Genomic DNA, 12,998 nt, shown 5'->3' with positions numbered 1-12,998 from the left:
GCACGGCGCTGAGGTTTGGAGGCGGTCTGCCCCTTCTCTCCTCGAAGGGGTTAAATCTCTCCCCCGAGTTGGCGCAGCGCCGACTCGATCTTCGCCAGCCGGTCCTCGTAAGCCGCCCGCTTCTCCTTCTCGCCCTCGACGACCTCTTCCGGCGCGCGGGCGACGAAGCTTTCATTGGCGAGCTTGCCGTCGATCCGCTTGATCTCGACGACCGTCTTGTCGCGCTCCTTGGCGAGCCGGCCGCGCTCGGCCGCGATGTCGACGACCCCGCCAAGCGGCACCGCGACGACCGTGCCGCGCACGAGTAGCTGGATCGCTTCGCCGGGAGGCGTCTCGGCGAAGGTCACGGACGACACGCGGGCGATACGCGCGAGCGTCGGCGCGGCGCGCGTCCCCCTGCCCTTCAGCGCCTCGTCGGCGCCGACGAGAACCAGCGGCAGCGCGGCGCCCGGAGGCACGCCCATCTCGGCGCGCGCCGAGCGGAGCTCGGTGACGAGCTCCACCAGCCAGCCGATCTCGGCCTCGCTCTCCGCGTCGCCCAGGCCGGCGAGTTCCGGCCAGCGGGAAAGCACGAGCAGCCCGTCGCGGCCGCCCTCGGCGGCCCGCGCGGCCCACAACTCCTCGGTCACGAACGGCATGAAGGGGTGCAGCAGCTTCGCCGACTGATCGAGGATGAAGGCCAGCGTCGCGCGGGTCTCGATCGCCTCGGCGCCCTGGTCCTCGCTCTGCAGCACGGGCTTGGCGAGCTCGACATACCAGTCGCAGACGACGTTCCAGACGAAGCGGTAGACCGCGGCGGCCGCCTCGTTGAAGCGGTATGCTTCGATCGCGGCGGTGGTCTCGGCCGTCGCCTTCGCCGCCTCGCCAAGGATCCAGCGATTGAGCGTCGTTGTCGCCGTCTTCGGGTCGAAGCCCGCGACCGGGACGGAGCCGTTCATCTCCGCGAAGCGTGAGGCGTTCCAGAGCTTGGTCGCGAAGTTGCGGTAGCCCTCGACGCGGGCGCGGGCGAGCTTCACGTCGCGGCCCTGCGCCGCCATTGCGGCCAGCGTGAAGCGCAAAGCGTCGGCGCCATAGGCATCGACCAGCTCGATCGGGTCGATGACGTTGCCCTTGGACTTCGACATCTTCGCCCCCTTCTCGTCGCGGACGAGGGCGTGGATGTAGATGTCGCGGAAAGGGACCTCCTTCATCACGTAGAGGCCCATCATCATCATCCGGGCGACCCAGAAGAAGATGATGTCGAAGCCCGTGACGAGCGCGGCGTTGGGGTAATAGGCCTTGAGCTCCGGCGTCTCGTCCGGCCAGCCGAGCGTGGAGAACGGCCAGAGCGCGGAGGAGAACCAGGTGTCGAGGACGTCCTCGTCGCGGGTCAGGGCGGTCGGCGCGCCGTAATGCTTTTCGGCGGCGGCAAGCGCTTCGGCTTCCGTCTCCTCGACGAAGTTCGCGCCGTCCGGGCCGAACCACGCCGGGATCTGATGCCCCCACCAGAGCTGGCGCGACACGCACCAGGGCTGGATGTTCTCCATCCAGTCGAAATAGGTCTTCGACCAGTTCTCCGGCACGAAGCGCGTGCGCCCGTCGCGCACCGCCGCCATCGCGTCGACCGCGAGCTTCTGCGCGTCAACGTACCACTGGTCGGTCAGATAAGGCTCGATCACCACGCCCGAGCGGTCGCCGTGCGGGACCTGATGAACATGCGGCTCCGTCTCGACCAGCAATCCCAGCTCCTCGATCAGCGCCAGGACGCGCTTGCGCGCCGTCTCGCGATCAAGCCCGTCGAGCGACATCAGAAGGTCGAGATCGACCGACGCCGGCAGGTCGTTCAGGAAGGCCTCGTTGCCGAGCAGCGACAGTCGCGCATCCGGCGTCAGGATGTTGATCAGCGGCAGCCCGTGCCGCTTGCCGACCTCGAAGTCGTTGAAGTCGTGCGCAGGCGTGATCTTGACTGCGCCGGTGCCCTTCTCGGGATCGGAATATTCGTCCGCGACGATCGGAATTTTCCGGCCCACGAGCGGCAGGATGACATGCTTGCCGACGAGGTGCCTGTAGCGCTCGTCTTCCGGATGAACGGCGACCGCGGCGTCGCCCAGCATCGTCTCCGGCCGCGTGGTGGCGACGACGATCGACTCGTCGGAGCCCTCGACGGGATAGCGCAGGTGCCAGAGATGGCCCTTCACCTCGACCGACTGGACCTCGATGTCCGAGATCGCAGTCAGCAGCTTGGGGTCCCAGTTCACCAGCCGCTTGTCGCGATAGATCAACCCGTCCTTGTGGAGGCGGACGAACAGCTTCACGACCGCGCGCGAAAGGCCCTCGTCCATCGTGAAGCGCTCGCGCGACCAGTCGGCGGAGGCGCCGAGCCGCTGGAGCTGTTTGAAGATCGTGCCGCCTGATTCCGCCTTCCATTCCCAGACCCGCTTGATAAAGGCCTCGCGGCCCATGTCGCGCCGGCCGGGCTGCTGGCGTTCGGCGAGTTGGCGCTCGACGACCATCTGTGTGGCGATGCCGGCATGGTCCATGCCGGGCTGCCACAGCACGTTCTTGCCGCGCATGCGCTCGAAGCGCGCGAGGATGTCCTGCAGCGTGTCGTTCAGCGCGTGCCCCATGTGGAGCGAGCCGGTGACGTTCGGCGGCGGAATGACGATGCAATAGGGCTCTGCGCCAGGCTCCGCGCCCGCGCCGGCCTTGAACGCCCCGGCCTCGTCCCAGCGCGCGGCGATCCGCGGCTCGATCTCGGCCGGCGAATAGGTCTTTTCGAGCATTGCGGACACGCAGCCTTGAACGCGGGAGAAGAGGCCGCGTTGAAGCCCACCCCCGTGGGGGGTGTCAATGTCAGGCGAAGCAAGGCGCCCACGCCGAACAGGGTTAAGGGCGAGCGGCGACGCGCTGCGCGAGCCTGGCATGGCCGGGCGCACCAGAAACAGTCGTCATAGTCCGGCTTGACCGGACCATCTATGTCGATCCCCGAGCCTGACGCCCGAGATGGATCCTCCGGTCAAGCCGGAGGATGACATCCTGTCTTGAGAGGTCGAGCCAGAGGCCGCGGCCGGGAGAGCGAGGCGAGGGCGACGCTTCGACTACCGCCCGCCTCGCGCCACGCGCTCGATTTCCTGCTTCACCAGGCGCTCGACCAGCGGCGGCAAATTGTCGTCGAGCCAGGCGCGCAGCATGGGGCGCAGCATGTCCTTCACGATGTCGTCGAGCGTGCGGGCGTTGTTCGCGAGGATCGTATTCGTCAACGCCCCGAACGCGCCGGTTACGGCGTCGTTCGTCGCGTTCGACAGCAGCCGGTCCTCTATCGCGGAGGCGTAAGACGGCGCCGGGGCGGGAGCCTCCCAACGCGGCTCAGGCTCCTGCCGCGCAGCGGGTTCGGGCGCCCTTGCGACCGGCGCAGGCTGGGGAGGCGGCGGCGGGGAGAACGGCGCCTCCGCCATGTCCTCGGTCAGCTCGAACACGTCGATGTCGTCTTCCGCCGCCGGCGCAGCAGGCGCAGGGACGATGGGCGCACGCTCCGCAGGCGCGGGCTCCGGCGCCTTGGCCTTCGGCGGCTCGGGCGCATCGAAGGAGGCGAACATCGCGTCGATGTCGTCCTGGCCGAGCGCCTCGGCGGCGTCGATCGCGTCCACCTCGGGCGCGGCTTCCGGCTCAGCGGCTTTCGCGGTCGAAGGCTTCGGCGCCATGGACTGTCCTGGCTCGTCGTCGGAAATGATGCGGCGGATGGAGGCCAGAATCTCCTCCATCGTCGGTTCGTGGGCTTTGGCGGCAGTGCTCATACGCTCTCCGTCGCGTCGCAGGCCGCCTTGGCGCTCGTCACGCAGGCCGCCGCCGACGTGACGAATCACTTCAGGACTCCGGCCCTCGTGCAGCGCTAACTATCGGCGCGCGCAGGCCTACGGGCAAGGCGTCCGCCGGCTTCGCCCACAGGCTGGAAGCGTCGCGACTCAGCGCCCGTCGGGCGTGCGCAGGCCGTACCATTTGTCGCGAACCTGCTCGTAATGCGCGTTCGGGTCGTAACGCGCCGCGGCGAGGCCGAGACGGCTCGCGGTGAGCCAGCCGACCGCCGACATCAGGGCGTAAGCCGCGACCACGCGGTCGCGCTGCGCTTGGATCAGCGTGATCCGCGCGTTCAGCACCGCCTGCTGCGCGTTCAACACGTCGAGGGTGGTGCGTTGCCCGACCTTGGCCTCCTCGCGCACGCCGTTCAGGGCTGTCTGGTTCGCCTTGATCTGCGCCTGCGCCGACTGGATCTGGGATGTCGCAGACTGGAGCTGACCCCAGGCGGACACCGCCGCCTGCCGAACCTGATCACGCGAGATGTCGGCCTCGAGGCGGCGCTGTCCGGCGGTCTCCTTGGCCTGCCGCACCCGCGAGGAGACCAGGCCGCCCTGATAGATCGGGAAAGTCAGCCGTCCCACGACCGAAGCGTCCGTGGTGCGCGTGATCTGGCTGCTCGAATCGTAGCGACGCTGGAACGCGGCCTCAAGGCCGACCTGCGGGTAGAGGTCGGCTTCGAAGACGCGGATCTGGAGGTTCGCTGCGTCGACGCCGTGGAACGCGGCGAGAATCGCCGGGTGCTGCGCCTGGCTGAGATTGATCGCCTCGTTCAGGCTCTTCGGCAAAAGCTTGTCGATCGAGCGCGCGGCGCGCGGACGGCCGATCTCCTCGCCCACGACCTGGCGATAGGTCGCGCGGCTGGTGTTGAGCTGCGCCTCAGCCTGGCTGACGGCGGTGTAGGAGCCCTCGACCGCGGCCTGCGCCTGCGAGGTGTCGGTGCGCGTCACCTCGCCGACTTCGAAACGCTGGGTCGCGGCGCGGAGCTCTTCCTTCAGCACGTCGACGTTGTTCCGCCGGACGTCGAGGATCGCGTAGTCGCGCAGCACGTCCATATAGGCCTGCGCGGTGTCGAACAGGACGTTCTGCTCGCTGTTCGTCAGTTGCTCGCGGGCGCCCAACACGTTCGATTCGGCCGAGCGCACGGTGTTGTACGTGCGAAAGCCGTCGAACAGCGTCTGATCGGCCGTGATGCCGGCCCCGCGCGGCGTGCTGTTGTCGGTCGTCTTGGTCTTCGTGGCAGGTATAGCGAGGCCGCCAAGGTTCTCCGCCTCGGTCTGCGTGGTCTGTGTCGTGCGGGCGCGGCCGACATCCGCCGTCACCGTGACAGTCGGGCGGTAGCCCGACAGCGCCTGCGGCACCTGCTCGTCGGTCGCCCGGACCTGGGCGCGCTGCGCATTCAGAGTCGGGTTCGCCATATAGGCGCGAGCCAGCGCGTCCTCGAGCGACTGCGCGTTCGCCGCGCCGCCCAGTCCCAGAGCCAACTGAAAGCCGGCGAGCACGCACAAGGCGCCAGCGCCGCGAAGTGAAACGCGCAAAGACATCAATTTAACACCGCAGTCTTAAGCGGCGCGTCGCCGCCAGAGTCCATGCGTCCCTCCATTAGGCTACCCGTCCGTCGACGCCGTGGAAATGACGACGAGGACGCAGCCGACGACTTGGGCGGGGGGTGGCGCAAAGAGGCAACAGACGCGAGAATTTGATTTAGAGGGCGAACGCCTCTCGGGCCTCAAAGCCCGGCAGCAGCGGTCCGCCAGCGTCGAACGCCTGGGCTGTGGAAAGCCCGGTCCCCGCCTTGCGGAACACGGTCGCCTTGGTCGCGCGGCCGAACCCCGCGGGCGCCACCATCCGGCCGTGAGCGCTGAGCTGCGCCCCGAGCGCCTCGTAACCGTCCACCACCGCGCCGTCGACGAAGATCATGTCGAAGGGCGCGGAGCCCGGCGCGCCTTCGGGCAACGGCCCTTCCTCGACGACGACGTTCGGTAGATCGCCGAGCGCTGCGCGGGCGGCGGAGGCGAGCCCGGAATCGCATTCGAGCGCGACCACCTGGGACACGAGCCCCGCCAGAATCGCCGCCGAATAGCCCCGGCCGCACCCGATGACGAGCGCCGTCTCGCCCTGTTGCGGATCGGCAAGTTGCACGAGCTTGGCGAGCGTTCGAGGTTCGAGCGAGGCGCGCCCCGCCGGGCCGAGCGGCATGGAGAGGTCGAGATAAGCGAGGTCTTCCTGGCCCGGCGCGCAAAATCGCTCCTTCGGGACGCTGAGGAAGGCCGCGAGCACGCGACGGTCGGTGACGTCGGCGACGCGGATCTGCCCGTCGACCATGCCGTGCCTGAGCCGCTCGAAATCCGTCATGCCCGGCGCTCCGCTCTTCGGCGGGACACCCGCCTTAATCTGCTGAACTTCTGCGCCAGCAGCCATCCGGTGGCAAGCGGCAAGCGCGGGGGCGGCGGTTGCGGCGCGCGAAGGCGCAGGCTATGGAGAGCGCCCACCCGCAATAGCCGGGGGTCGAGGAGCCGTCAGGCCCCACGCCCCGCTCACGGGGCCACGTGGCGGAGTGGTTACGCAGAGGACTGCAAATCCTTGTATCCCGGTTCGATTCCGGGCGTGGCCTCCACTTCCCGCGGTACGGTGGTTGCGCGGCCCTCGCTGATCGGGGCATGACTCCACCCTTCGTCTCCGGCGGATGCGAGCTATGATCCTCGAGACCCTGGGCCACGCCACGCTCGCGCTGTCACGCGAAGGCGAAGACCCGATCCTGCTGACCGATCCGTGGCTGACCGGCTCCTGCTACTGGCGGAGCTGGTGGATCGAGAACTATCCCTCCCCGGCCGAGATCGCGACGCTGAAGCGCGCGCGTTACGTCTATCTGACGCACGAGCATCCCGATCACCTGCACCCGCCGAGCCTCCGCCTGCTGGGGCCCGACGGTCCCGAGATCCTCGTTCCCGACTTCCTCGAGATGGGGATGGACGCCTTCCTGAAGGGCGAAGGCTTTCGCGTGCGCCGACTGCCGTCGGCTGAGTGGGTTTCGCTCGACCACGATGTCTCGGCGATGAGCCTGCCGATCTGGAACAACGATTCGATCCTGATCCTCTCGACGCCTGACGCGCTGATCTTCGACCTGAACGACGCCAAGCCCGACGGCCGCGTCTTCACCAAGCTGAAGCGCCTGCGTGACGCTGCTCCCGAACGCCGCTGCGTCGTGCTGAGAAGCCACTCGCCCGCGAGCCCTGCGAACAGTTTTTTCGTCGACGGGGGACGGCTTGAGCGCACGTCGAAGGCGCAGTTCGTGCGCGCCGCCCGCGCGGCCTGCCGACGGATCGGCGCGACCGACTTCATGCCGTTCGCCAGCCAGTCCACCTTCCGCCGCTCCGACACCGAATGGGCGAACGCCTACAAGGTCGGCCTCGCCGATCTCCGCGAGCACTGGAAGGACCGCAGCGCCAAGCTGCATCCGCCCTATACACGCCTCGACCTCGCCACGGGCGAGGCGAGTTCTCGCGACCCCGCCGCTTACGACCCGCACGACACGGCCGAGACACGCGGGCTGATCGCCGAACAGGAGCGCGAGAACGCCGCCGTCACGTTGGACCAGTCCGACCTCGACCGACTCGAGGCGCAGCTTCGCGAACTCCGGCTTTATCTCCTCGCGCTGTTCCCGCGGGGGTTCGGCGTGACCGCGGGCGACCTCGCGCTGCATTTCGATCCGCGGAAAGGCCGGCTGGAGCGCCGCGCCTCCACCGGGCACTTCCAGCTCGAGATTCCGCCGCTCGCGCTCAAGGAGGCGCTTGCTTTCGGCCATGTCGGGGACCTCTGCATCCCGATGTTCACGCGCGCCCATCTCGACGGACGCACCACGCCGCGCCGGGTCGAGCTCTTCTTCATGCTGCTGGCGTTGCGCGACTACGGCTATGTCGGCGGATTGGGTCGTCTCGCGCGCTGGGCTGCATGGGTCGGCCGCGAGCAGTTGCGCCGTCTCCCCGCCCCGCCGCGGCCCGCCGCCTAGCGTCTCGACAAGGGTCGAAAACGGGGTGGCGCGGTCGCAAACCCTCTGCTATACGCACCGCGCTCGGGGCGGCGGTCGACGCCAAGCCCCCTGTTCCTCGGTAGCTCAGCGGTAGAGCCCTCGACTGTTAATCGAGTTGTCGCAGGTTCGAATCCTGCCCGGGGAGCCAGTTTTCCTTCAGATCAGTCGGTCTTCGGCGTGAACGCGTCGCCCTGAACGGCGCGGGGCCGGAATTGTCGGATGATCCGCCTCCTGCGTTGGGGCGTATCGACCGCGTATGCGATCCGATACGAAACCGATCACTTCTCATCTTACATCCAGGCGGAGCGCTCTCGTCTGGTTTCGAGACGACCTTCGGCTGGGCGACAATCCCACGCTCACCGCAGCGCTGACGTCCGGGCTTCCGGTCACCGCCCTTTACATCTTCGATGACGCCACGCCTGGGCCTCGCGCGCTCGGCGCAGCGTCTCGCTGGTGGCTCGCGCAGTCCCTGAAATCGCTGGCCGCCGATTGCACGAAAATCGGCCTGCCCTTCGCCGTCCGCCGCGGCTCCGCGAAGACGATGGTGGCCGAGGCCGCCGAAGAGGCCGGCGCGGAAGCCGCGTTCTGGAGCAGGCGGTATTCCGCCGATCTCTCGAATATCGACGCTGCGGTCGAGGAAGAGCTCTCAGCCAAGGGCGTGCGCGTCGAGAGCTTTAACGCCTCGCTGTTGCGCGAGCCGTGGGAGGTGAAAGCCAAGACGGGAGGCCCGCTGAAGGTGTTCTCGCCCTACTGGCGCGCGGCGAACACGATGGGCGAGCCGGCGGCGCCCCTCCCCCGCCCCAAGAAGGCGGACGTGATCGCAGGCCCGACGCTCGGCGGCGTGGAGATCGAGGCGCTCGGGCTTGAGCCGACGACGCCGGACTGGGCCGGCAGCCTGCGCGAGGTCTGGACGCCGGGCGAGACTGGCGCGGTGGAGGCGGTCGAACGCTTTCTGGAGGAAGGCCTCAAGGGCTACGCCGAGAACCGCGATCGCCCTGACATGGAGGCGACCTCGCGAATGTCGCCGCGGCTGCGCTTCGGCGAGGTCAGCCCGCGCCAGCTCTGGCATGCGGTCGAGCGCGCAAAGGAAGAAGGCATGGCGACGTCGCGGGACGTCGAGAAGTTCCGCACGGAGCTCGGCTGGCGCGAGTTCTCCTATCATCTGCTCCACCATTTCCCGGACCTGTCCACGCGCAACTTCCAGGAGCGCTTCGACGCTTTCCCGTGGAGCCCCCCGAAGCCGGAGCACCGGCGCGCATGGCGCAAGGGGCTTACCGGCTATCCGATCGTCGACGCCGGCATGCGCCAGCTCTGGACGACGGGCTGGCTGCACAACCGCGTGCGGATGATCGTCGCCTCCTTCCTGATCAAGGATCTGCTGATCGACTGGCGGGACGGCGAGGACTGGTTCTGGGACACGCTGGTCGACGCCGACCACGCCAACAACGCCGCGAGCTGGCAGTGGGTGGCGGGCTCCGGCGCAGACGCCGCTCCCTACTTCCGCGTCTTCAATCCCACCTTGCAGGGGCAGAAGTTCGACCCGAACGGCGACTATGTCCGCGCCTTCGTGCCCGAGCTGTCGAAGCTGCCGGCCAAATGGATCCACATGCCCTGGGAGGCGCCCGGCGAGGTAATGCGGGCCGCCGGCGTGACGCTCGGCAAGACCTATCCCGAGCCGATCGTCGACCATTACGTCGCGCGAGATCGGGCGCTGGCCGCTTTCGCGAAGCTCAAGGCGGCAAGCGCTTGACCCGCTCCATGGAGAATCGATCGATGCGCATCGCGGTCGTCGGCGCCGGCATCTCGGGCGCGAGCGCGGCATGGGCTTTGTCGAAGAACCACGAGGTCGTGGTCTACGAGAGCGAGCAGCGGCTCGGCGGTCATTCGCACACGGTCGACATTGACTATGACGGCTCGTCCATCGCGGTCGATACCGGCTTCATCGTCTACAACGAGCTCAATTATCCGAACCTGACCGCCTTGTTCGCCGAGCTCGGCGTCGAGACGCAGGCGAGCGATATGAGCTTCGGCCTGTCGCTCGATGGAGGCGCATTCGAGTGGTCCGGCAAGACCATCCGCACATTGTTCGCGCAGCGGAAGAACATGGTCGCGCTGTCCTATCTCTGGATGTTGCGAGAGGTGCTGCGGTTCAACAAGCTCTGCCGTATGGACCTCGCGGCGGGCGTGCTGTCTGGCCTCAGCCTTGGCGCATGGCTGGACCGCCACGGCCTCAGCCGCCGCTTCCGCGACGACTACCTGATGCCGATAGCCTCGGCGATCTGGTCGACGCCGGCGATGCACGTGCTGGATTTCCCGGCAGAAAGCTTCGTGTCCTTCTTCGCGAACCATAAGCTGATCGACCCCGACCGGCCGCTCTGGCGCACCGTCAAAGGCGGAAGTCGCGCCTATGTCGAGAAGCTTGCGAAGTCTTATGAGAAAGGCCTCCGGATCGGCACGCGCGTCGCCGCGATCCGCCGCGACGACGACGGCGTCGTGATCATCGACGAGAGAGGCGGCCGTGACCGGTTCGACGAAGTCGTGATGGCCTGCCATTCCGACCAGGCGCTCGATCTGCTGGTCGACGTTTCGAGTGAAGAGCACGACGTGCTCTCCGCCATCCGCTACCGCTCGAACGACGTCGTCCTTCATCGCGACGTCAGGCTGATGCCGAAGCGCAGCGCCGTGTGGTCGGCCTGGAATTATCTCGGCTCCCGGAAAGACCCTAAGGCCGGAAGCCGCGACGTCGCCGTCACCTATTGGATGAACGTCCTGCAGGGCATCGATGCGGAGCATCCGCTGTTCATCACGCTCAACCCGCCGTTCGAGCCTGATCCCACAAAAATTTTCCGCCGCTTTTCCTACGCGCATCCTCAATATGACGCCGCGGCGCTCGCCGCGCAGCGTCGCGTGCCTTCGCTGCAGGGCCGCCGTCGAACATGGTTCTGCGGCGCCTGGACCGGTCATGGTTTCCACGAGGACGGCCTGTCCTCCGGACTGGATGTGGCGGAGCGTCTCGGCGGCCAAATCCCGTGGCGCACGCAGCCGCTCATGGATGCGGCCGAGTGACCGCAGCGCCGCCTGCGGCCGCCGCCGCGCTTTATCCAGGGATGGTGCGCCATTCCCGGCTCAAGCCGAAACGCCACCGATTCGCCTACAAGGTTTTCTCCCTGCTGATCGACGTCGACCGTCTTGAAGAGGCCGGCGGCCTGTCGCGGCTGTTCTCTGTCGGCCGTTTCAATCTCACGAGCTTCCGGGAAAGCGATCACGGCCCGGGCGACGGCTCGCCGCTCGGGGCCTACGTCCGCACCCTGCTGGCCCGAGAAAGCGTGGACCTCGCGGGCGGCAGGGTGCTGCTGCTCTGCTATCCCCGGATCCTCGGCTACGTCTTCAACCCCCTAAGCGTCTACTGGTGCTATGGAGCGGACGGCGTGCTGAAGGCGCTCGTCTACGAGGTGACGAACACCTTCCGCGAGCGGCATTCCTATGTCGCTCCGGTTCTGGAGGACGATCGCGTCGGAGGCTCGATCGCGCAGCAGCGCGACAAGCTGCTCTACGTCTCGCCCTTCATCGCCATGGGCATGCGCTACGCATTCCGTTTGGCGCCGCCGGACGAACGCGTCCGGATATCGATCCTTGAAAGCGATGCGGAAGGTCCGTTACTTCTAGCGAGTTTCAGGGGCGATCGGCGCGCGCTGACGGACGGAGCGCTCCTTCGTGTTTGCGGCGAGCTTCCGTTTATGACGCTGAAAGTGACGGCTGCGATCCACTGGGAAGCTCTTCGGCTCTGGCTGAAGGGCGTGCGGCTGGCAGACCACCCGAGTCCGCCGGCTGACCCCACGAGCGCCGATGCGCCCGGCCTCTTCAGCCATAGGAAATCCGGCTCATGACGAGCGTCGATCTCCGTGCGCCCGAGACGGCGCCTTTAACCAGCGAGACGCTCGCCGAGGCGGCGCGTGGACTGCCGCTCGAGGTACGGCTTGCACTGCAGGTCTGCGCAAGGCTGGCAAAGGGCCAGCTGACCGTCCGCGTGCCCGACGGCCGCAGCTTCGTCTTCAAAGGCGCAGGCGAGGGTCCGGAGGCGACGATGGTCATTCACGACCACCATTTTGCCCGGCGCATCCTCAGGAACGGCGACCTCGGCGTGGCGGAAGGCTATTTGCGTCGCGAATGGTCGAGCCCGGAGCTCCCGGCCTTCCTTGAGCTGTTTTGCGTGAACGCCGACGAGGTCAACGGCTACCTCATGGCCAAGCCGCTCTACCGCGCGCTCCAGTCCTTCCGTCACTGGATGAACCGCAACACCAAGACCGGTTCGCGCCGCAACATCGAAGCGCATTACGACCTCGGCAACAGCTTCTACGCCGAGTGGCTAGACCCTTCGATGACCTATTCCTCCGCGCTGTTCGAGGGGACGGACGGCGATCTGTCGGCCGGCCAGAGGCGCAAATATCAGGCGCTGGCGCAGGCGATCGAGCTCAAGGCCGGCGAGCATGTGCTCGAGATCGGCTGCGGCTGGGGCGGCTTTGCGGAATTCGCGGCCAGGGAGGTCGGCGCGCGCGTCACTGGCCTCACCATCAGCCCGTCCCAGCTCGAATTCGCCCGCAAGCGCATCTTCGAGGCGGGGCTTGCCGACAAGGTCGAGCTAAAGCTCGAGGACTATCGCGACGAGCGTGGGACCTATGACCGCATCGCCTCGATCGAGATGTTCGAGGCGGTCGGGGAGGAATACTGGCCGGCCTTCTTCGGCCAGATGCGCGACCGCCTGAAGCCTGGCGGAGCGGCGGGGGTGCAGGTCATCACCATCCAGGACCGCTTCTTCGAGACCTACAAGCGCGAGGTCGACTTCATCCAGCACTACATCTTTCCCGGCGGCATGCTGCCCTCCCCGGCGAAGCTGCAGAGTCTGGCTCAGAGCTCCGGCCTCAGGATCGCGGCCGAGCGCATCTTCGGCCTGGACTATGCCGAGACGCTCAGCCAGTGGCGCCGCAGCTTCCTCGCCGCATGGCCGACGATCGAACCGCTGGGCTTCGACGAACGCTTCAAGCGTCTGTGGGAATACTACCTGTCCTACTGCGAAGCGGGCTTTCGCTCGAAGAACATCGACGTCCGGCAGATCGTGTTCGCACGGGCGTGAGGCGCC

At 67.4% G+C, this 12,998-nt stretch carries 9 protein-coding genes and 2 tRNA genes; 7 read left to right on the top strand and 4 right to left on the bottom strand.

Annotation, left to right across the window (positions count from 1 at the left end; translation table 11 throughout):
* Positions 1-50 precede the first annotated feature (50 nt).
* The 4 genes from EYR15_RS05005 to EYR15_RS04990 all read right to left on the bottom strand — a co-directional run bounded on the left by EYR15_RS05005 (position 51) and on the right by EYR15_RS04990 (position 6,186).
* A complete protein-coding gene (locus tag EYR15_RS05005) occupies positions 51-2,762 on the bottom strand; it encodes a valine--tRNA ligase (protein WP_131002388.1) in 2,712 nt (903 codons plus the stop codon).
* A 315-nt stretch (positions 2,763-3,077) separates the two neighbouring features.
* A complete protein-coding gene (locus tag EYR15_RS17365; RefSeq protein WP_382239049.1) occupies positions 3,078-3,434 on the bottom strand; it encodes a PopZ family protein in 357 nt (118 codons plus the stop codon).
* Positions 3,435-3,941: 507 nt separating this feature from the next.
* Positions 3,942-5,333: a TolC family outer membrane protein gene (locus tag EYR15_RS04995; RefSeq protein WP_245498155.1), complete on the bottom strand. Its 1,392-nt coding sequence runs from the start codon at positions 5,331-5,333 to the stop codon at positions 3,942-3,944.
* Positions 5,334-5,535: 202 nt separating this feature from the next.
* Positions 5,536-6,186 carry a protein-L-isoaspartate O-methyltransferase family protein gene (locus tag EYR15_RS04990; RefSeq protein ID WP_131001801.1) on the bottom strand — a complete coding sequence of 217 codons (651 nt, stop codon included), beginning with the start codon at positions 6,184-6,186 and terminating at the stop codon, positions 5,536-5,538.
* 188 nt (positions 6,187-6,374) lie between these two features.
* Between EYR15_RS04990 and EYR15_RS04985 the strand changes: the two genes are divergently transcribed.
* The 7 genes from EYR15_RS04985 (at position 6,375) to EYR15_RS04955 (ending at position 12,992) form a co-directional block, all read left to right on the top strand.
* Positions 6,375-6,448: transfer RNA gene (locus EYR15_RS04985), tRNA-Cys, on the top strand.
* Positions 6,449-6,526: 78 nt separating this feature from the next.
* Positions 6,527-7,840, top strand: coding sequence for an MBL fold metallo-hydrolase (locus tag EYR15_RS04980; RefSeq protein ID WP_165455429.1), 1,314 nt, complete (start codon positions 6,527-6,529; stop codon positions 7,838-7,840).
* Between the two features lie 94 nt (positions 7,841-7,934).
* Positions 7,935-8,009, top strand: a tRNA-Asn gene (locus tag EYR15_RS04975).
* 108 nt (positions 8,010-8,117) lie between these two features.
* Positions 8,118-9,611 carry a cryptochrome/photolyase family protein gene (locus EYR15_RS04970; protein ID WP_131001799.1) on the top strand — a complete coding sequence of 498 codons (1,494 nt, stop codon included), beginning with the start codon at positions 8,118-8,120 and terminating at the stop codon, positions 9,609-9,611.
* Positions 9,612-9,634: 23 nt separating this feature from the next.
* A complete protein-coding gene (locus EYR15_RS04965) occupies positions 9,635-10,927 on the top strand; it encodes an NAD(P)/FAD-dependent oxidoreductase (RefSeq protein ID WP_131001798.1) in 1,293 nt (430 codons plus the stop codon).
* A 41-nt stretch (positions 10,928-10,968) separates the two neighbouring features.
* Complete coding sequence (locus tag EYR15_RS04960; protein WP_131002386.1) at positions 10,969-11,748, top strand: DUF1365 domain-containing protein; 780 nt, start codon at positions 10,969-10,971, stop codon at positions 11,746-11,748.
* Entirely contained in the window at positions 11,745-12,992 is a 1,248-nt protein-coding gene (locus EYR15_RS04955; protein ID WP_131001797.1) for an SAM-dependent methyltransferase, read from the top strand. Before EYR15_RS04960 ends, EYR15_RS04955 begins: the two co-directional genes overlap by 4 nt.
* The last annotated feature ends 6 nt before the right edge of the window (positions 12,993-12,998 follow it).

Source organism: Hansschlegelia quercus, assembly GCF_004310425.1.
Taxonomy (GTDB): Bacteria; Pseudomonadota; Alphaproteobacteria; order Rhizobiales; family Methylopilaceae; genus Methylopila; species Methylopila quercus.
This window is presented reverse-complemented; position numbering and strand designations above follow the sequence as displayed.